Genomic DNA, 18793 nt, shown 5'->3' with positions numbered 1-18793 from the left:
TCAAGAAGATAATGATTCGAAGAACAAAAATTGTAGCTACACTGGGTCCTTCCAGCGGTAATCCGAAAACTCTGGAACGTATGATCCGGGGCGGTGTCGATGTTGTTCGGATCAATTTCTCACATGGAACACGCGAACAACACATTGAATTGGTGGAGATGACACGCTCATTAGCGCGCGCGGCAGGTTTCACTGTTGGTGTTCTGGCCGATCTGCAAGGTCCTAAAATCCGCATCGGCAAGTTTGAACATGGCAAAATTAGACTTGAAGTGGGTGATCAGTTCATTCTCGATGCAGCATGTGAACTGGGCAATCAGGAACGAGTCGGTCTGGATTATAAAGAACTGCCCGGTGATTTGGAAACCGGAGCCACACTGATGCTGGATGATGGACGCATTGTACTGGGGGTATCTCAGGTGAAAGGTCACCAGGTATTCTGTGTAGTCGAGCAAGGCGGAATACTGTCAAATAATAAAGGTATTAACCGTAAAGGCGGTGGATTGGGCGCTCCGGCTCTGACTGGCAAGGATTTAGAAGATATCAGAACGGCTGCCGAGTTTGGCGCGGATTATCTGGCGGTATCATTTGTCCGCTCGGGTGACGATATACGACAGGCACGCGCATTGCTGCAAGAAGCTGGGGGTAAAGGCATGATTATGGCCAAAATCGAACGCTCGGAAGCTATTCTTGCGCTGGATGATATACTCGAAGCTTCGGATGCGATCATGGTGGCACGCGGAGACTTGGCAGTTGAAGTAGGTGATGCTGCTGTTCCAGCGTTACAGAAGAGAATGATACGCTCGGCACGGGCAAATAATAAAATTGTTGTGACCGCAACGCAAATGATGGAATCGATGATTACTAATCCGATTCCAACACGCGCTGAAGTATCGGATGTAGCCAATGCGGTACTCGATGGTACTGATGCAGTCATGTTGTCGGCGGAATCCGCTGCCGGTGAATATCCTGTTGAAGCAGTGGAAGCCATGGCCAGGGTTTGTTTGGAAGCGGAAAAGGAATATCTTGTTAGCATTGATCGGCGAATGCAGAGTATTAATCCGGCAACCATCGAAGAAGCGATTGCGCGTGCCACAATGTATACTGCGGGTGGTCTGCAGATTCGTGCGATTGCTGCATTGACGCAAAGCGGCGTGACCGCATTGTTGATGTCGCGCAGGAGTTCCAAGGTGCCTATTTTTGCGTTAAGCCCGAACGAAGAAACACGCAGAAGAGTTACCTTGTTCAGGGGTGTTTATCCTGTAGAATTTGGTGAAGGGTTGAATGATCCGGAAGAGATTCTGAATCTGGCCGAACAGGAATTACTCGACCGCGGGGTGGTGCGCAGTGGTGATATCATGGTGATGACAATAGGTGAGCCGGTAGGTAAGACGGGGGGTACCAATACCATGAAAATTATTAGAGTCGGTGAATGGAAAACAAGGCAAGGCATTGATAAAAATTAAAATGTCTGCACGATGCAACACAGATAACTATACGTACAGTTACAGTAAAAAGAATCAAACGTATTCATACAAAATAATCGCTTATACTAATACTTACAGAATTTATTCAGATAATTTAATAATTAAGGAGATCTAAATGGCACTTGTATCATTAAGACAATTACTTGACCATGCAGCAGAAAACAGCTATGGCTTGCCCGCGTTTAATGTCAATAATCTGGAACAAATCCAGGCAATCATGCAAGCAGCGGATGAATGCAATAGCCCGGTGATCATGCAAGGTTCCGCTGGTGCAAGAAAATATGCCGGTGAAGCATTCTTGCGCCACTTAATTGCTGCCGCGGTAGAAGCTTATCCCCATATTCCTATTGTAATGCACCAAGATCATGGGGCTTCTCCATCGGTTTGTGTCAACGCGATTCGTAGTGGATTCTCGAGTGTAATGATGGATGGTTCTTTACAAGCCGATGCCAAAACACCGTCCACTTATGAATACAATGTAAACGTCACGGCGGATGTTGTTAATACTGCGCATTCAGTCGGTGTTTCCGTGGAAGGCGAGCTGGGTTGCCTGGGCTCACTGGAATCCGGCATGGGCGAAGCGGAAGACGGGCACGGCGCAGAGGGTGTTTTGTCCCATGATCAATTGCTTACTGACCCTGAAGAAGCCGCCGATTTCGTTCGCAAAACCGGCGTGGATGCATTGGCTATTGCGATTGGAACTTCGCATGGCGCTTACAAATTTACCCGCAAACCTACAGGTGACATTCTGGCGATTCAACGTATTAAGGAAATCCACGCGCGCATTCCTAATACCCATCTGGTAATGCACGGCTCCAGCTCAGTACCGCAAGACTGGCTGGATATCATTCGTCAATATGGTGGTGACATCAAAGAAACCTATGGTGTTCCGGTAGAAGAAATCCAAGAAGGTATCAAGTATGGCGTGCGTAAGATCAATATCGATACCGATATTCGCCTGGCTATGACGGGCGCAATTCGCCGTAGTTTGGAAAAAGACAAAAGCAATTTTGATCCGCGCAAATTCCTGAAAGAAGCGACTGCAGCTGCCAAGGATATTTGTAAAGCACGCTTCGAAGCTTTTGGTTGTGCAGGACAAGCAGGAAAAATCAAACCAATTTCACTCGAAGATATGGCTAATCGCTATACTAAAGGTGAATTGAACGCTATTATTAAGTAATCAACCGCATTATTTAATAACTCTATGATCAATCATGCAATTTTGTGATTGATCATAGATTCTGATGAGAGAGATAGAGTGCAATATCGCTTCGGTACAAGTTAAATTTTAACTCCGGCAAAGTCGGAAGGATATTGATTAGACCTTCGAAGAAATCGCTTGTTAGTCACTAAAACATCACCGACATCCCCAGCTTCAACCAATCATCACATTTCATTTCCTTTTTGAGAGTGTTTCACCATTTATTCTCTGAGTGATAGAAGCATTGTCTAAATTAACAGATAACGCTATCCTGATAACGATATTATAATTTTCGTAAGAGACATCATGACACAAGACGAACAGAAACGTGCAGCAGCGGTTGCTGCAATTCAATATATTCCAGTTGATTGTATTGTTGGAGTAGGTACAGGTTCCACCGCTAACTATTTTATTGATGAGCTGGCTAAAATCAAGCATAAAATTGAAGGGGCTGTTGCGAGCTCCGATGCAACAGCACAAAGACTTAAGGAACATGGTATCGAAGTACATGATCTCAATAACGTTATTGATATCCCTGTTTATGTTGACGGTGCAGATGAGATCACTGAGAATTTGCATATGATCAAGGGTGGCGGTGGCGCATTGACACGGGAGAAGATCGTTGCCGCAGTAGCACAGAAATTTATTTGCATTACCGATCAGAGCAAGCTGGTAAAAATTCTTGGCAACTTCCCTTTGCCTGTCGAGGTTATCCCGATGGCACGTAGTTATGTTGCGCGTGAAATTGTTCATTTGGGTGGGCATCCGGCTTTGCGTCACGACTTCATCACAGACAATGGCAATATCATTCTGGACGTACATGGATTGCAAATTATCAATCCTGTTGAACTGGAAGCCACGCTTAATCAAATTGCCGGTGTTGTAACCAATGGTCTTTTTGCACGACGTGGGGCAGATACGCTATTATTGGGAACAGATAACGGCATACGTATAATTTCTATTTGACTTCAATATTCAGTAACCAAGAACTCTATTCTTCGCTATCAACCAAAGGTGTGATATGGCAACAAATAAAGAGCATATTTCTAAGCAATTTGATGCTGATCTTGAGGAAGTTCGTACACGCGTTTTGCAGATGGGTGGTTTCGTTGAAGAGCAAATCGAATATGCAATTGAGGCATTGACGAGTGGTAACGAAGAGCTTATCGATCAGGTCATTACACGTGATCATCGTGTCAACGCTATGGAAGTATCGATCGATGAAATCTGCAATCAGATCATTGCGCGTCGCCAACCAACCGCAAGTGATTTACGTATGATCATGATGGTAATTAAAACGATTACTGATCTAGAACGCATCGGTGACGAGGCGGCGAAAATTGCTCGGATGGCGAAGTTGATATACTCATCTGATCGTATGCACATTCCGCGCTTCAATGAAATCAAACATGTCGCCAGTATTGCAATGGACATGTTGCATAAAGCGCTTGATTCCTTTGCTCGATTGGATTTAAATGCAGCCGCACAAATTGTCAGACAAGATGAGTTTGTAGATGAGGAGTTTCGTTCTATCTTGCGTCAATTAATTACGTTCATGATGGAAGATCCAAGAAAAATCTCTACGTGCCTGGAAATAGTATTTATCGCCAAAGCAATAGAACGTATTGGAGATCATGCAAAAAACATGTCGGAGTATGTTGTTTACATGGTAAAAGGCAAAGATGTGCGCCATGTAACGGCTGACCAGATTGAACAGGAAATCAGAGAATAATATGAATGTTTTTACTGTGTCAGATAGCGGGACTGTATTTTCCGATCTCGATATACGAAATATTTCTTCATTAATACCCGAATCTCCAGTTGTTTACACTGCTCGATATCTGCTTCTTTCCCTAATTTTACTGCTGATTCTCTAAATACTTTTGCTCTTTTTTAATTCATTTTCCTAACCAATAGCTTAAAGAATGTGTCTGGTTTATCAGTTTTTATTAGAATTTGCATAGAACCCTTACACTGACATACGCACCCATTTGTCTTCCCAGTCACTGAATTGCTCTGCCGGCATCGGCATGCCAATCAAATAGCCTTGCGCTACATCGCACTCCAATGTTGCCAGGAGATTCCACACAACCTGATTATCCACCCCTTCCGCCACCACTTCTAAACCGAGGTTATGCCCAAGTTCAATGGTCGAGCGCACAATCACAGCTGAGTCATTATCCGCCTCCATTGGCATGACAAATGACTGATCAATCTTGATTGAGTCTACCGGTAGCTTTTGCAAGTAACTCAAGCTCGAATATCCCGTGCCAAAGTCATCAATGAATAGCCGGGTTCCGAGTTTCTTTAATTTGGTTAAAGTCTCCAATGCAATAGATGGTTCTTCCATCAGGGTACTCTCAGTTAATTCAAACTGAATCAGTTCCGGATTAACATTCCAAGTGGAAAATAGACCTTGAATACGATCGACGAGCATAGGATCGTACAAATCATGCGCGGACAAATTCACTGACAAGGCCTGTTCTATCCCTGCTTCATGCCAGGCATAACTTTGACTGAAAACCGCATCAAGCATCCAGTGCGTTAAAGGTGTAATTAAACCGGCATTCTCAGCAAGCTTTATAAATTCGATAGTTGGTAGCATGCCATGCACATGATGCTGCCAACGCACCAAGGCTTCCGCTCCACACACGCGCCGCGACGCAATATCGACCTTAGGCTGACAATACAGCAATAGCTCATTTTGTTCGATTGCTTGACGAAAATCTCCCATCAATGAAATGCGCCGGGTACATTCTTGTTCCTGTCCCCCCGTGTATAGGGCATAGCCGCCTCGGGCAGGACACACATCATTAGTGGCGGCATTGGCACGCCGCAACAAGGTATCAGCTTCAGTGGCGTGACCTGGATAAAGAGCAATGCCTATGCTGACGCGTGGATCGACCATCAGGCCCGCCACTTTCACGGAGTCATGTAAGGCATTGGCCAACCGTTGCGCAACTTGAATCGCACAATCAGCTCCTCCGCTGGGCAAAAGCAAAGCAAACTCACCTTCCCCCACCCGCGCCAAGAATTCGCTTTCTTTCAGGGTACGCATCAAACGCTGAGCCAGTTGTTGCAGCAATTGATCACCGGAGCGATAACCTAAGATTTGATTGATTCCACGCAGGCGAACAATATTCAGATGCAAGACAGCGAAGGCGTGGTGATGATATTTTGCCGTTTGAATGGCATCTTGCAAGCGCTCAAGCATAAGGGTGCGATTGGGCAATTCCGTCAGAGGATCATAATAAGCCAGTCGCGCAATGGTAGCTTCGGCTGCCTGATGCTTGGCGCGCATGCGCAGATTGGTAACGCCATAAGCCAAGTCATCAGCCAATTCGCTAAGCAACTTGACCTCTTCTTCATCAAAAGCATCCGGTTCGATCGCTCCCATGACCAAGGCTCCGAGAACTTGCTCATTCACGCGTAGAGGAAAAGCGGTAACTGCTGCGTAGCCGAACTTGATTGCATTCTCGCGAAGCGGGGCGTAAGCAGGAGTGGCATAGACAGGATCTGTGAGAATGCTTCTGCCCACACTGGGCTCGCCTGTACGGATCGCAGTAGCTGTCGCGGAGCGCCCCATTTCTGTATCGGCCCAAGTGTAATGAAGCGCTTTCAAAAATTCTTTATCGATTCCGATACTTGCCATCCAGTGAAAACTCTTATCTTTATCGTGCTCAGCATATGCGACACCAGCCATACGATAACCACCTTTTTCCACGATGACCTGGCACATATCGTGCAGCAATTCTTGCTCGTCCGAGGCATGTAATAAAGTATGATTGCCAGCGCTCAAGGTTCTGAGAGCGCAAGTGATACGTTCAATTATCTTTAGTAATTGTTCATTCTTTGTCACTGATTTAGAACTGTCTTCATTGGTCGCTTTAGTAGAATATGCCATAGCCTCTCTGTTCAAGATTGAAGTGACTTCATTATAGTCGGTAGATTGGATTCTGGCTAAAGTCCACCTGATATAGAAATAGCCTGGATCCACGCTAGTTTTATAGAAATTTACTGCATCAGTCGATTTAGAACCCTAGTATCAGGAGAGTAATTCTGCTACTTTTCCTGTACCAGTAGGATCAAGCACATCGTTATCGATCTCAGGTTCAAGCCTTAAATTTAAAGGTTACCTGTTAGTGAATAATCAGACAATTAGCGATTTCCAGTTACCGGATGTGCCCGATCATTACATATATTAGCTATTCGATTGACTAAGCAGATCAGCAACAACTACTATGATCAAATAGGCTCTCTGTTGTTTACAATTGCCGTATAGAACCTAGTCTTGGCATTGCAATCGGTTATTAATTATAGGTCGGTGTCAATACCATGAGAAACAAAAACGTTTTGGTTTGCAGAACTCTTAAGTAGAAATTCACTCCATCAATAATGAGTGTAGAATCAATAGTATTCTGGAAAATCCTTCTCGAATAATACAAACCTGTCGCCATGTATATAAAATATAAGCAAAATGGCAATTTATTTATCAATTTTCATGCCATGCAATTTATTCTTTTATTGTTATTTTTTGTTTTCGCCAATGTAATTTGGGCGAATACAGAAGCACTTGATCAAGAGGCACAAATCCGTGAGCTCGAAAAAACATTAACGCTCATACAGCAGGAATCTCAATCAACTTACCAGCAATTTCTGATGATTCAGGAGTTGCGTCGCAACGAAATGGCAGAAGTACCTCAAGCTGTAAGATTGCCCAATTCACCTTCGCAGAGTATTCCGATACCAAACTATGAAGACTTAATTCAACTTAAGCAGGAAAAACAAGAACGAATTGACAAATATACAACGGATTTAGATCATCTTTATGCACGCTATCGGGAACTGGAAGATGAAAAACAAGCAATTTTCGAGCAAATCCGATCACTCGCAAAAAAACCGGAAGAATAATTCTTTGAAATACTTATTTACTGGTTATTTAGTTTCAAAATTTTTATACCAGATATCATAAATTTCATCCGACCATAAAGACTTTATCCATACGATCACATCATCGACTTGCTGCTCTGTCAGTATGCCCTCCCAGGCAGGCATCGAGCCTATTTCTGGGGGAGTGCCTTTGAGAATTGTTTTTTTCAGAACATCAGTGGAATGGTGCCAAGCATGTGCCGAACTGTCTAACGGAGGGGGTGGATATTTACCCTCAGAATTCGGCTTGCGCCAATGTGGCGTCGCTTCCCCATTGGGACCATGGCAACCTACGCAATGGGTTGCATAAACAGCTTCACCACGCACGATTTGCGCATCATCTAAATTTCTTATTATCAATCCTGTCTTGGGATCAATCTGATGCTGCCCCAGCGCAAGGTCTGTAGAATAAAAATTCCCGCATCCAATTAATACCATTGCCGCAGCATAAATCAGAAAATGTGGCATTCTCATGAAATTAAAATGCTTATTTTAAGCGCATGACTGAACTGCTTCTATTCTCTGCTTCCAAATTTTGCGGTAATGGCTCGGTTTTTTTGGCATATGGATCATAACGGTTATAGATAGTAGCATTCGTACGAGTTTGATCACGCTCTTTGAGCAATAAAACATTATAGGGATCGCTACGGGATCCTTCCATACCAGGAGATCCATGAGGCATATCTGGAACAGCCAATCCTATCGCTTTCGGTTTTTCTTTGAGCAGCCTGATGACATCGGGCGCTGGCACATGTCCTTCGATCGCATAGCCATTCACCAGTGCCGTATGACATGAACCAACCGTTTCTGAAATTCCCGATTTCTTTCTGATCTCTTTATTGCCTACATCGTGTGTTTTTACCGTAAAACCATGGTCGCGCATATGGTCAACCCATTTAGCGCAACACCCGCAAGTCGGGCTTTTATAAACTTCTACGGTTGCCGTAGCTATGGCTTGTGTAGCAACACCCAACAAACTGAATGCGACAATCGATTCAGCTAGCAGGGTTCTTATTCGTATATTCATTTTTTCTCCACAATAATTTTTCCGCGCATTTTTTTAAAATGACCAGGCAAAGGGCAGGCAAAATCAATGATCCCCGCGCTCGGAAATTGCCAGATCAATTCTTTTTGCTCACCAGGCTCCAGTTGCAGCAAATGGACTTCAATGTGCTCCTTTTCAGGATACATACTTCGCATCTTAGCAATTTTTTTAAGTTCTGCCATCGAACCTATCAACATTTCATGCTTGTGATTACCGCCATTTTTGATCACAAACTGGATCGTTTCACCTTCATTTACCGCAACTTCTGCGGGCAAAAACATATTATCTACCTGCGTCAGTTTAATAATACGGGACACTTTATCTAAATCGCCTGGTCTACCAATATCGAATTTCAAATTAGAATGATTTGCAGTCGAGTAACTATCAGTTGAAAACAAGACCAAGATCACCAATGGTATAATTCTACTCATAGAATTCTCCTGAAAATAATTCCCGAACCCGTTTATCCGTCTTGTTTAGAATTCGGCTATGCTAAATTGTTCCAATTCATTTGTCTAATATTCTGCTATAACCTCTATACTACTTGCTCTACTATCAATAGACTTTTAGTTCTCAGAATCTTCGTAAATTATGATTAAAAAACAACAATATAATGCTAACAAACTACAAAAACGCTTGAGGCGGCAAGTAGGAACAGCCATTGCTGATTTCAACATGATCGAAGCGGGCGACAGAATCATGGTGTGTTTGTCTGGAGGTAAAGACAGCTATGCATTGCTGGATATCCTCCGCAATCTTCAAATTCATTCCCCAGTGAATTTTGAACTGATCGCAGTGAATCTGGATCAAAAGCAGCCTGGTTTTCCTGAGCAAGTATTGCCCAGTTATTTGACACAAATCGGCATGCCTTTCCAGATTGTGGAACAGGATACCTACAGCGTTGTTAAGCGCGTTATTGCCGAAGGAAAAACCACCTGTAGTTTGTGCTCGAGGTTACGCCGTGGCGTGCTATACCGTGTGGCTGGTGAGCTTGGAGCCACTAAAATTGCATTGGGACATCATCGCGATGATATTCTAGAAACCTTATTTCTGAATATGTTTTACGGCGGTAAGCTCAAAGCGATGCCGCCCAAACTGGTTAGTGATAATGGCAAGCACATTGTTATCCGACCGCTGGCTTATTGCAAGGAAAAGGATCTGGCAGCATATGCAGAAATTTCAGATTTCCCGATTATTCCCTGCAATTTGTGTGGATCACAAAAAAACCTGCAACGCCAAACAATCAAAGAGATGATGCAGCGATGGGATAAAAAATTTCCAGGTCGACTGGAAACCATGTTCCGCTCGATACAGAATATACAACTGTCGCATCTAGCCGACACATCACACTACAATTTCGTTAGTCTGCAAGCGCAGGATCAACCCTTCGAAAACGGCGACACGGCATTTGACGAAGAAGCATTTGAACCTAATATCGAAGAAATGCTTGCTCTTGGACCAGAAGAAGCAACCGACCGCCCCATGGTTCCGCAAAGCTAATCGACTTTTATACGTCTAATCGGCACCCATTTGAAAGTCATTGCGACCAGACCGGCAAACAAGCTGTAGATAATCGCCAGGATTGTCTCTGGCACGTTGTAGAATATTATGAAATGAAGCCAATGCTGAATAAAACTCTTGTCCGTTTCAATCTGGCGCAAGCTATTTTCCCATAGGGTTAATGGGCAGGCGATACCCAGTAGTGATTCACCCACAACGAATAAAATAGCGGCAAGATGCAGATAGCGAAACCAAGGGTTTCTGACAAACGTCAGCTTCAACCACGCGCCTATCCAGATAATCGGCAAGCTCCCCACCACAAAAAGGACATAAAGAAAATGAATAATCAGAACTATGTCAGCTAAAAGCATTTCAACTCAACAAAGCAAGCTTCGATTTTTATTAAGGAATTGCTGAATGACTGTTATTCTAAATTCAGCAGGAAGTTAATTGTAATGATTACCAACAAACCCCCTGCGGCTTGGACGATATATGTAGTTATTCAGAGATTCCTTAATGAATTACTTGCAAATATCTTTCGGGCAACATTTATAATCTGACAATGAATGGCAAAATATCAATGACAATTGCATTTGTCCACGCGGACAAACTAATCAGTAATCATCGTAAATTGACCCGATCAGCATATCATTCTTGATTGATTTTATGCCATCGATAGCACGGGCGATTGCAATTGCTTTGTCCATATCGTCACGGGAGCTTACATAACCACTGAGTTCTACAACGCCTTTAATTGTTCTGACATTGATATCAAAGCGTCTCAACGATGGTTCATCGATGATTGCTTCATAAACTTTTGTGGTAATACGCACATCGTTGAATTTTTCTTCCATCAGCAATTGTTCAGGAGTCGATGCACAGCCTGAAAAAATGAATATTTGGGTAATTAAGAAAAAAACAATGAAATGACTACTTCTATCTCGTCGCATCATAATGAGGCCTCCTAAATGAATATCGGAAAAATATCCTCCTCACACTTAGATTTGAAACCCTTGCCTTCCCACCTTCAGAATTACATTCAATCAAAAAAACTCAGCAGGTTATTATTGAACCCTCTGGTAAGTATTAGCAACAATCAAAATGCGAGGTAATGTATGGACAGAGTAGCTCGCATGAACGTCAATGAACAAAGCATTCCATTCCTGTTGATAATATTACATCATTATCTTTGATGGAGATTGTTTTTTTGGCGGGATAACTTGATTCGATTATGTATTGATCGTATTTATTTTTTGACTGAAATTATTTTATCCCAATAATACTTTTAGCTGGTTTGTAAGGATTGTTCGATTTTCGGTGCTTCATTCAACAATGGAATTACCATTTTTTCCAGCTTTTTCAGATCAACACGCCCCAAATAGTTTTCGACCAGCTCCCCCGAGCGATTGATTACCACGGTATAGGGTAGCGCAGAATGGCGATTTCCTGCAGCCTCTAACAATGACCAAGTATTAAAACTGCCTACCAATACCGGATAATTGATACCAAATTCCTGACTGAACATCTTAACTTTATCGGCTTGGTCAATAGCGATACCGATAAAAATCAACCCTTGCTCTCCATATTTTTTTTGTGCTTCAATGAATTCTGGAATTTCCTCACGACACGGTGTACACCAGGTAGCCCAAAAATTCACTACCATGACTTTTCCCAACCACTGCGAAACCTCCTGATTTTCTCCTTGCAAGTCTGGCAAGCTTGCAGAAAGAATAGCTTGAGCGCCTTGTTGGCTTTCTTCACTGGATAATTCAGTTTGATACGCCTCCGACAGCAAGGTGCGCAAGAGTGATCCCGCTCCCAAAGCAAATATTGCGACGCAAGAATACAAAATTATCTGCTTTACCTTCGACATTGTTTCATCCTTAGAAAATGTTTTAATAGAACGTTGCGACGGATTGATTGCAGTAGCGTGGCTTTAAATCAAAACAGCATTCAACACCGTCAAGAAGTCATTGTTGTTGAGAAATCCAATGATCTTAATATCAGGAATGTCAGAACCTTGACGATCAATAAATAAAATGCCCGGTGGCCCAAACAATTTAAATCGTTTAAGCAACGCAGTATCATCCGGAGTGCCCTCCGTGACATCCACCTCCAGCAAAACCACTTCTTTCAGTCGAGCTTGAACTTTGGCATCAGAGAACGTAAATCGATCCATTTCTTTACACGAAACACACCAATCGGCATGAAACCTGACCATGATGTATTTATCTCTGGATAACTGGATCTGTTCATCCAGTTCAGCAATGGTTTTTACCCGCTGAAACGGCAAGGTTGCATAACCCGCGGGTACAGTTTCTCCAAAGCCAGGGTTTGTCGCATCCGCTAGGTTGAGTTTTGAGAGTGGCTGCAAAACATCCCGGCTACCGGACAAAACACCGATCAACAATGCAACACCCACCAGCAAAGCGATAACCCCCACGCCTTTGAGAAATTTCTGTAAACCCGGAGCTCTTTGCGGCAACGGGTCTATCGCTTGCAGATAAATTGCGGAGATGATCAGCAGCACAGCCCATAGCAACATGTACACAACCTCGTTAATCACCGGAGAGATAATCCAGATTGCAACCGCAAGTAGCAGCACACCAAAGAATCGCTTGATCGACTCCATCCATGCACCAGCTTTCGGCAGTAAAGCACCGGCCGAAGTCCCCAACAGCAACAGCGGCACGCCCATGCCCAGAGCCATGACAAATAATGCCGAACCGCCCAGAACCACGTCCCGGGTCTGGCTAATATATAGCAAAGCACCTGCCAACGGCGCAGCAACACAGGGACCAACAATCAAAGCAGACAATGCCCCCATACCGAATACACTGGTTAAATGTCCTCCTTTCAGCTGGCCGGCTTCCTCGGATAACTTGGTTTGTAACGTCCCGGGCAGTTGCAGCTCATAAAAACCAAACATGGAAAAGGACAGTAATACAAATATCACTGCAAATGTGCCAAGTACCCAAGCATTTTGCAAAGCCGCGGACAACATCGCGCCTGATAATCCGGCCGCCACACCGGCAATCGCATACGTAATCGCCATACCCAGTACATAAGCCAGCGCCAGGATAAACCCATGACGCTTTGTTACATTCTTACCGTGATTGGCAATAATCCCTGATAAAATCGGAAACATCGGAAATACGCAAGGTGTGAATGAGAGAAACAAACCAACCACGAAGAATCCTGAGAGAATCAGCCAATAATCGCCCGTTTCAAACATACGCTCAATTTTGTACGATTCGGTTTCAATCGCAGGTGATCCGGATGGCATCTGAAACAATTCAGCAGTGGTGTCGATTCCCGCTGCCGTAGCTTGGCTACTCACTGCTCCGGCAATCGCTCCAATCGCTACTTTTACCGCCGGCAATGTCAAATCGATCACTTTGTGTATCGGTGCGTAGCATACTCCAACCGGTTCATTACAACCCTGATAAGTCGCCTCCAGTGTCAATGGTTGCTCGCTTGCAGGATTCGTACGCGTTAATGAAATAACCGCCTGAATGGGGCTGTAATATACTTCCGTATTGCCAAAAGTCATATCCTCTTTCATTTTTCCCGATGGCAGCATAACTTTTTCAATCACCATACCTTCTTGCTTCGGCTCAAAAACAATTTTATCGCGATACAGGTAATAATCCTTTGCCGGCGTCAAATTCGCAATGAGTGTATTTCCATCCCGGACTTCCACTGAAATCTTGAACGCCTCATCCGGTGGCAAAAGCTCTTGTGGATTGCTTTGACCCAGATTAATACCCAATCCTTGCAATTTTTGGAATAAACTAAAGGATCCACCTTCCTGAGCAAAAGCTTGTGGACAGGACAAACATACTATCAGTAACAAAAATTGGATTAATCGCATTGGTATTCAGTATTATTTAATTAAGGTTGTTTCGTCGGCAATCCACTGCAAATAAGCAGGTAATCCGCTCAATATAGGAACCATAATCACTTCAGGAAGTTCATAAGGATGCATCATCTTGATCAACTGTTCAACCCGTTCATAATGTTGCCGTTGGGTTTTGATCAACACCGGAGTCTCTTCTGCCGAATCCATAGCACCTTGCCAGCGGTAAATTGATGTACACGGACTCAAGGCATTAACGCAAGCAGCCAAATGCTGATCAATCAAAGTTTCTGCCAGCGCAAGCGCACTTTTCTTATCGGGAAAATTAGTAATAATGAGCACTGGTTCCATGTGTATTATTGATTGATGCTAAAAGACTGATTTTACCCTGCTTAGCGTCAATTGACAGATGGGATTTTGAACTTTGGCGCTCTGGGCATACCCTGTCAATAGGCATATACTTAAAAAAAACAATTTATCGAAAGGAATTGAAAAAATGAAAGGATTATTTAATTTAGTGATAGCGCTTTCAATAATTGCTCCTGTTACCATATTTTTTGGCTACATTATCATGGACGAAGGTGATCAATTCACTGCCGAGCACTATATGGTGACTGGACTTAGTGCAATTCCATTTGTTTTCGCGTTACTGATTAAATTTTTAATGATGGGCGCTGAAAAAAATAACGGGTAATGATTTCAAGATGTTATCAAGGTACCTTGTGACTGCTCACACGCACATTGGTAAGCTAATCCGGATACAGCCAAATCTCCAAGCGCCAACCCTCTAAATACAAAAGCAGTTCGCTCATCTACACTTTGACGTCCCGCTGTTTTGCCTGTTACTAAGTCTGTCAAATCCCCATGAACCAAAGCTGGATCAACCAACGGTTCTGGCATACCGGCTTCCTGTTCCAAATCATCGATAATAATCCGTTCCAATCCCGACATACTCTCACTTAACCACGGCGCAGCCAGATCGGTCATGGTGACGAATGCGCCAGGTTTTAGCCAGCGTGTGTCCAGAAATGGCACCAGTTGAGGCGACAAAGTCACGGACGTAACGATCAAATCCGCATCTTGAATAGCTTCTTGTGCTGTTTGTGCTGTAATTACTGACAAATCCATTTTTTCTGCGTTACGGCAAAATGCATTGCGGCTTGCTGCACCTCGTCCAAACACATTAATTCTCTTCAGTTGAAAAATCTCGGTCAATGCCCGCAAATGGCTCAGGGCTTGCACCCCGCACCCGATAAATGCAGCGATAGAAGCATCTGGTCGTGCAAGTCGCTTGGCAGCAACCGCGCTTAATCCGGCAGTACGTACCGCAGTGACCCAATTGCCATCGATGATCGCCAATGGCAGCCCGCTTCGGCTATCGAGCAAGGTCACCAGCGCGTTAATGCTTGCCAATTCGTATTTGGGGTTTTCTGGATTGAGTATTAGCCCTTTGACCGCAAGAAATGGGGGGTCGTCAGCTGCAGCCAGCGTCGCCATCATGTATCTTCCATCCGACGGAGTGATTACTGCTTTGGGCGCATTCCAGGCCTGCTGCTGGGTTTTCGCAAACAGTAAATGCTCAATGCTGGCAATGACATCGTGCGTAGTCAGTTGCAAGTTCTGCAAGGAACTTTGTGATAAATAACGAATCACTGACAATATTCGAACTCCCGTTTTTTGAAAAACTTAGCTAAAGGTTACATTAGCCATATTAACAATCGGCTGCTATAATGTCGCCCCCACCGCAAGGACTAATCGCTTATTTTTGAGGAATTATTTATGTCTCGCCCGATCCGCAATATCGCCATCATCGCTCACGTTGACCATGGTAAAACCACTATGGTCGATAAACTCCTGCACCAAGCGGGCACCTTTGCCGCACATCAGCAAATTTCCGAGCGCGTGATGGACTCCAATGATATTGAGCGCGAGCGCGGTATTACTATTTTAGCCAAGAATTGCGCTATCGACTACGAAGGAATTCATATCAATATCGTCGATACCCCCGGACATGCGGATTTTGGCGGTGAAGTGGAGCGTGTGCTGTCGATGGTCGATGGCGTATTGCTGTTGGTCGATGCCGTGGAAGGTCCAATGCCGCAAACGCGTTTTGTCACCAAAAAAGCGCTCGCGTTAGGACTGCGTCCGATTGTCGTGATCAACAAAATTGACAGGCCCGGTGCTCGTGCCGAATGGGTCGTTGATCAAACGTTTGATTTGTTCGATAAACTGGGCGCCAATGATGAACAACTTGATTTTCCCGTCGTCTATGCTTCCGCACTGAATGGTTTTGCCACATTGGAGCTGGAAAAATCGAGCACGGATATGCGTCCGTTATTTGATACCATCGTCAAACATGTTCCTGCCCCTGAAGGTAATCCAGACGAGCCATTACAATTGCAAATCAGTGCATTGGACTACTCCAGCTTTGTCGGACGTATCGGTATCGGACGTATTCGTCGCGGCAAACTGAAACCAGGTCAGGAAGTCATGATATTACTGGGCGATAAACCGCCTAAAAAAGCAAAAGTCAATCAGGTGCTTGGTTTTCAGGGTCTGGAACGTATTCAAATGAAAGAAGCCTTGGCCGGTGATATCGTGCTGATCAACGGCGTGGAAGAGCTCAGCATTGGCACCACGCTGGCTGATGTCGATAAGCCCGAAGCATTACCCATTCATGCGGTGGATGAACCGACACTGACCATGACTTTTCAGGTCAATACTTCGCCATTTGCCGGTCAGGAAGGCAAATTTGTTACCAGCCGCCAGTTACGCGAACGCCTGGAAAAAGAATTGTTAACCAATGTCGCGATGCGGCTGGAAGAAACTAACGAAACCGATTCATTTCTGATTTCAGGACGCGGCGAATTGCACCTCACCATTCTGCTGGAAAATATGCGCCGTGAAGGCTACGAACTCGCCGTCTCGCGTCCGCATGTGGTAATTCGTGAGATTGACGGCGTTAAATGCGAACCGTTCGAAATGCTGACGGTCGACGTGGATGAAGCCAATCAGGGCGCGGTGATGGAAGCCTTGGGCGCACGCCGCGGTGATTTGCTGGATATGGTATCGGACGCCAAAGGACGTGTGCGCCTGGACTATCGTATCCCTGCGCGTGGCTTGATCGGTTTCCAATCCGAATTCATGACCATGACACGCGGCACCGGTTTAATGAGCCACGTATTTGATGAATTTGCACCGATGCGCCAGGAAATCCCGCCGCGCAGAAACGGCGTGTTGATTTCCGCCGAAAAAGGCGAAGCCGTTGCTTATGCATTATGGAAATTACAGGAACGCGGCCGCATGTTTGTCAGCCCCGGCGACCGCCTGTACGAAGGCATGGTGATTGGCATACACACCCGTGATAATGATCTGGTAGTCAACCCGATCAAAGGCAAGCAATTAACTAATATCCGCGCATCCGGAACCGACGAAGCAGTCACTTTAGTCCCACCAATTCAGCTCACCTTGGAATCCGCGATTGAATTTATCGCGGACGATGAGCTGGTGGAAATTACGCCTAAAACGATCCGTATTCGTAAGCGTTTCTTGCTGGAACACGAGCGTAAACGTGCATCACGGGTAGCGGCTTAATAACTGATTTTCAATATAATTGCGCCGGTATCGAACGAATCATACCGGCGCACTAAAACTTACGGCTGCAACGGCTTGTCAGTTTTGGCTTTGCTGTTGATCAGCAAATTGGGCGGCGGACCGATTGGCTCAAAGTCTTTCAGCAACGGCACATCATCCTTGTTCACCCAGCGCAGATCCATGTCATAAGTGCTATGCGGCCCCCAACTGCCGGTGAATTTCTTGCCATCCGGGGTAAACGTCCAGCACATATCCTCCCCGCCGGTATTGACCGCATCGCCGAGATTCAGCGGCTCCTGCCATTCGCCCTCGGTATTTTGATGCGAAATCCACTCATCATGCCCGCCGCGCGAACCCAAATCAGTCCGCGTGCTGGTGATGATCAAGCTCTTGCCGTCCTTGGACAACCCGGTCCAGTGCATATGGTCGCGCTGCGGTGAATTGATCTTCAGCCCCAGGCTCTCCGGCTTCTGCCACACGCCATCCTTCTTCTCGACCTTCCAGATATCGCTGTCCTGCGTCACGCCCGGCTGGTGATAACTGAAGTAAATCAGGCTGTCGGAAGCAATGATCGGACAATGCTCTTCACCGGTCGAGGTATTGATGTTCGGCCCCACCTTGGGGTAGATGCCCGGCCCCAGATGAATCGGCTCCTGCCATTCACCGTCGGCCTGATGCGACATCCAGATATCGAAACTGTAAGTATCGCCGGGCGACTGGATACTGCCTTCACGGGTCGACACAAAAATCGCCGTCTTGCCGTCAGCGCTGTAAGTAATCTCCATCTCCGATCCGGTCGAATTGATTTTCCCGCCGAGACTGTTCGATACCCGTGGATGTTCCGTAGCCACTCCACTGCTGGAACCGTGCATACCGGGCATAGCATAGGAAACGCCCTGCGCCAGAATGAACGTCAGCGATATGGAACAGAGTTTTGGAATAAAAAGGTTCTTTTTCATTGATTGATCTCCGATTTAGGATAGCTTTGGCTTTTTATAAAGAATAGGCTGGTGTTGTCTGGTATTGCAATACGATTTATTGCCAGAAGTATGGAAGTTCGCCGTTCGGGGACTCGTGCTAAAGTCATCAGACAGCTCTATCGGTATGGCAAGTTTTTATGGCGCGATAAAAATTATTGCGCCATAAAATCAACTTTATTAGCGCGACTTGTCAAAGTTAGC

Annotated in this window: 19 protein-coding genes; 8 read left to right on the top strand and 11 right to left on the bottom strand. The window is 45.0% G+C overall.

Annotation, left to right across the window (positions count from 1 at the left end; genetic code table 11):
• Positions 1–11: 11 nt before the first annotated feature.
• The 4 genes from pyk (at position 12) to phoU (ending at position 4417) form a co-directional block, all read left to right on the top strand.
• Complete coding sequence (gene pyk / locus ATY38_RS05155; protein WP_062558363.1) at positions 12–1463, top strand: pyruvate kinase; 1452 nt, start codon at positions 12–14, stop codon at positions 1461–1463.
• 136 nt (positions 1464–1599) lie between these two features.
• Positions 1600–2664 (top strand): class II fructose-bisphosphate aldolase, encoded by a 1065-nt coding sequence (gene fba / locus ATY38_RS05150; protein ID WP_062558362.1) that lies wholly within the window; start codon positions 1600–1602, stop codon positions 2662–2664.
• Positions 2665–2991: 327 nt separating this feature from the next.
• On the top strand, positions 2992–3651 hold the full coding sequence (gene rpiA, locus ATY38_RS05145; RefSeq protein ID WP_176492713.1) for a ribose-5-phosphate isomerase RpiA: 660 nt from the start codon (positions 2992–2994) through the stop codon (positions 3649–3651).
• A 55-nt stretch (positions 3652–3706) separates the two neighbouring features.
• Positions 3707–4417 (top strand): phosphate signaling complex protein PhoU, encoded by a 711-nt coding sequence (gene phoU, locus ATY38_RS05140; protein WP_062558360.1) that lies wholly within the window; start codon positions 3707–3709, stop codon positions 4415–4417.
• Between the two features lie 237 nt (positions 4418–4654).
• On the opposite strand, the gene ATY38_RS05135 is transcribed toward phoU, so the two are convergent.
• Positions 4655–6589 (bottom strand): putative bifunctional diguanylate cyclase/phosphodiesterase, encoded by a 1935-nt coding sequence (locus ATY38_RS05135; RefSeq protein ID WP_082633001.1) that lies wholly within the window; start codon positions 6587–6589, stop codon positions 4655–4657.
• A gap of 551 nt (positions 6590–7140) precedes the next feature.
• Here ATY38_RS05135 and ATY38_RS05130 point away from each other — a divergent pair.
• Positions 7141–7596, top strand: coding sequence for a hypothetical protein (locus ATY38_RS05130; protein WP_235590395.1), 456 nt, complete (start codon positions 7141–7143; stop codon positions 7594–7596).
• Positions 7597–7620: 24 nt separating this feature from the next.
• Here the strand turns inward: ATY38_RS05130 and ATY38_RS05125 are convergent, their stop codons facing one another.
• The 3 genes from ATY38_RS05125 to ATY38_RS05115 are packed head-to-tail and all read right to left on the bottom strand — an operon-like array spanning position 7621 to position 9090.
• Positions 7621–8088, bottom strand: coding sequence for a c-type cytochrome (locus ATY38_RS05125; protein WP_062558359.1), 468 nt, complete (start codon positions 8086–8088; stop codon positions 7621–7623).
• 13 nt (positions 8089–8101) lie between these two features.
• Positions 8102–8641 carry a DUF411 domain-containing protein gene (locus ATY38_RS05120; protein WP_062558358.1) on the bottom strand — a complete coding sequence of 180 codons (540 nt, stop codon included), beginning with the start codon at positions 8639–8641 and terminating at the stop codon, positions 8102–8104.
• The gene (locus ATY38_RS05115) at positions 8638–9090 is read right to left on the bottom strand and encodes a cupredoxin domain-containing protein (RefSeq protein ID WP_062558357.1); all 453 of its coding nucleotides are present in this window, start codon (positions 9088–9090) and stop codon (positions 8638–8640) included. The genes ATY38_RS05120 and ATY38_RS05115 overlap by 4 nt, the downstream gene beginning before the upstream one ends.
• A 160-nt stretch (positions 9091–9250) precedes the next feature.
• On the opposite strand from ATY38_RS05115, the gene ttcA reads away from it, so the two are divergent.
• On the top strand, positions 9251–10159 hold the full coding sequence (ttcA, locus tag ATY38_RS05110) for a tRNA 2-thiocytidine(32) synthetase TtcA (protein WP_062558356.1): 909 nt from the start codon (positions 9251–9253) through the stop codon (positions 10157–10159).
• On the opposite strand, the gene ATY38_RS05105 is transcribed toward ttcA, so the two are convergent.
• From ATY38_RS05105 to cutA, 5 genes are all read right to left on the bottom strand, one after another.
• Positions 10156–10530: a DUF2784 domain-containing protein gene (locus tag ATY38_RS05105; RefSeq protein ID WP_062558355.1), complete on the bottom strand. Its 375-nt coding sequence runs from the start codon at positions 10528–10530 to the stop codon at positions 10156–10158. The two genes, ttcA and ATY38_RS05105, sit on opposite strands and share 4 nt — an antisense overlap.
• 243 nt (positions 10531–10773) lie before the next feature.
• The gene (locus tag ATY38_RS05100; protein ID WP_062558354.1) at positions 10774–11112 is read right to left on the bottom strand and encodes a BON domain-containing protein; all 339 of its coding nucleotides are present in this window, start codon (positions 11110–11112) and stop codon (positions 10774–10776) included.
• Positions 11113–11444: 332 nt separating this feature from the next.
• Complete coding sequence (locus ATY38_RS05095) at positions 11445–12032, bottom strand: TlpA family protein disulfide reductase (protein WP_062558353.1); 588 nt, start codon at positions 12030–12032, stop codon at positions 11445–11447.
• A gap of 63 nt (positions 12033–12095) precedes the next feature.
• The gene (gene dsbD / locus ATY38_RS05090; protein ID WP_062558352.1) at positions 12096–14033 is read right to left on the bottom strand and encodes a protein-disulfide reductase DsbD; all 1938 of its coding nucleotides are present in this window, start codon (positions 14031–14033) and stop codon (positions 12096–12098) included.
• A 12-nt stretch (positions 14034–14045) separates the two neighbouring features.
• Complete coding sequence (gene cutA, locus ATY38_RS05085; protein ID WP_062558351.1) at positions 14046–14369, bottom strand: divalent-cation tolerance protein CutA; 324 nt, start codon at positions 14367–14369, stop codon at positions 14046–14048.
• Between the two features lie 145 nt (positions 14370–14514).
• Here cutA and ATY38_RS05080 point away from each other — a divergent pair, with 145 nt between their 5' ends.
• Positions 14515–14712, top strand: a complete 198-nt coding sequence (locus ATY38_RS05080) for a hypothetical protein (protein ID WP_062558350.1) — start codon at positions 14515–14517, stop codon at positions 14710–14712.
• Positions 14713–14717: 5 nt separating this feature from the next.
• Here ATY38_RS05080 and ATY38_RS05075 read toward each other — a convergent pair whose 3' ends face one another.
• Positions 14718–15671 (bottom strand): ornithine cyclodeaminase family protein, encoded by a 954-nt coding sequence (locus ATY38_RS05075; protein ID WP_235590431.1) that lies wholly within the window; start codon positions 15669–15671, stop codon positions 14718–14720.
• A gap of 126 nt (positions 15672–15797) precedes the next feature.
• Here ATY38_RS05075 and typA point away from each other — a divergent pair, with 126 nt between their 5' ends.
• Positions 15798–17612: a translational GTPase TypA gene (gene typA / locus ATY38_RS05070; RefSeq protein WP_062558348.1), complete on the top strand. Its 1815-nt coding sequence runs from the start codon at positions 15798–15800 to the stop codon at positions 17610–17612.
• Positions 17613–17671: 59 nt separating this feature from the next.
• Here the strand turns inward: typA and ATY38_RS05065 are convergent, their stop codons facing one another.
• Entirely contained in the window at positions 17672–18571 is a 900-nt protein-coding gene (locus tag ATY38_RS05065) for a PD40 domain-containing protein (protein ID WP_062558347.1), read from the bottom strand.
• Positions 18572–18793: the final 222 nt, after the last annotated feature.

It is taken from the genome of Nitrosomonas ureae (assembly GCF_001455205.1).
Classification (GTDB): Bacteria; Pseudomonadota; Gammaproteobacteria; order Burkholderiales; family Nitrosomonadaceae; genus Nitrosomonas; species Nitrosomonas ureae.
This window is presented reverse-complemented; position numbering and strand designations above follow the sequence as displayed.